The sequence below is a fragment of the Endozoicomonas sp. SESOKO3 genome (genome assembly GCF_024606255.1).
In genome coordinates this window covers 1-1,578 of sequence record NZ_JAHHPR010000725.1, presented here as the reverse complement: position 1 = coordinate 1,578, position 1,578 = coordinate 1, and the positions used below count along the sequence as shown (strand labels likewise).

General features: G+C 51.2%; 2 protein-coding genes. Both read right to left on the bottom strand.

All coding sequences use genetic code 11. The features are described from left to right. Window positions 1-163: 163 nt before the first annotated feature. Complete coding sequence (gene waaC, locus KDK18_RS12790; protein ID WP_257255315.1) at window positions 164-1,165, bottom strand: lipopolysaccharide heptosyltransferase I; 1,002 nt, start codon at window positions 1,163-1,165, stop codon at window positions 164-166. 2 nt (window positions 1,166-1,167) lie between these two features. Then, window positions 1,168-1,578, bottom strand: a 411-nt coding sequence (gene waaF / locus KDK18_RS12785) for a lipopolysaccharide heptosyltransferase II (protein ID WP_257255314.1), incomplete at its 5' end; no start/stop codon positions are given.

Below are 1,578 nucleotides of genomic sequence, written 5' to 3'. Positions count from 1 at the left end.
ACTTTAAGAAACCGGATATCAAAGCCGCCGGGTTGTTCGCCCTGCCAGCAGGTGGTGAAAACAAGAACCCTGTGGCCTCTTTTCTGGCATTCAAGGGCAATTCTCAGGAAATCTCTCTGCAACCCCCCAAAAGGAAAATACTTGTAAAGCGCAAACGCCAGTATCATGAAGGCTCCTCTGGCAGAAGCTTCTCCAGGTAGGGCCAGACATAATCGGGAGTCATGGGCGTGAAGATTTCCGGGTCGGCTTTAGGGAGCTGACGCTCAGGGCACTGGTCAACAGTCAGATGAGTTTGAGAGCTTCCGTAGGCTCCTACCCGGTCGGGACGGGTCGGACCATAGAGAGAAACAGCGGGTGTTTCCAGAGCTGCCGTTAGATGACCCAGTCCCGTATCGACTGCAACCGCAGCTTTAGCATTGGCTATGACGCCAGCAATGCACGTTAGACTGAGGCGTGGCAGCACCTCAATATTATCGGAACTCTTTGCAATGCAATTGGCTCGCTCTCTCTCTTTTTCGTTGCCCCACGGAATGACGATATGCATCCCGGCTGCCTGAACTTTTTGAGCCAGTTGACACCAGTAGGTTTCTGGCCAGTGTTTGGTAGGCCATGTGGTGCCATGGATAAAGACGACATAGGGTTTATTTTTAACCAGGTCGTCATCGAACCTGGATTGGTCGAGCAAAAACTGTCCGGGTTGCTCTGGCAATGGGTAGTTTAGCGATTTGGCGAACAGCTGACGTACACGCTCTACTGCGTGTTGTTCCCAGTTTACCTTTTGTGGAAAGTTATAAAATTTTGCAACAACAGGCTCTCTGGCTGAGTTTTTATCCAATCCGAACTTAGGGCCTTTTGCCATGCGGGTAATCAGGGCACTCTTCAGCAATCCCTGGGCATCAATGACGGCATCATACTGTCTGGCTTTAAGATCCTTGCGAAAACGACACCACTCTCCTGAACTGACTGTATTCAGGATCGAATTTCGCCATCGGCGCACAGCGACAGGTATGACTTTATCGACAGCAGGGTGCCAGCGCGGGATTTCTGCAAACCCTTCTTCGACGACCCAGTCAAACCGGATACCCGGAATGGCTTTTGCGGCATCGGTTAGGGCTGGAAGCGTGTGAATTACGTCGCCCATAGATGTGGTTTTTACAATAAGCACTTTCAACCCTGAATCTCCAGAGTCTGCTCACCAGAGAGTCGCTTCAGGGCGTCCAGAACCATTTCGGGTCCCAGCTTTTTCATACAGTCCATATGTTCCAGAGGGCATTCACGTTTGAAACAGGGGCTACAGTTCAGTCCCAACCAGAGTGTTTCACTGTTGTCGTTCATTGGGGGGGTATGAGCGGCAGTGGTTGAGCCGTAGACAGCCACCAGTGGTCGAGAAAGTGCAGCGGCAATGTGCATAAGACCAGAGTCGTTTGAAACCACAGCACTGGCCAAAGACATCAGGTCAACAGCATCGGCCAGAGTGGTTTGTCCTGCCAGATTAAAACAACGCTTTTGCAGGTTTCCGGGCAGGTAACTCATGATTTCATCGGTGACAGCGCGGTCTTTTTCGGAGCCGAATAACCA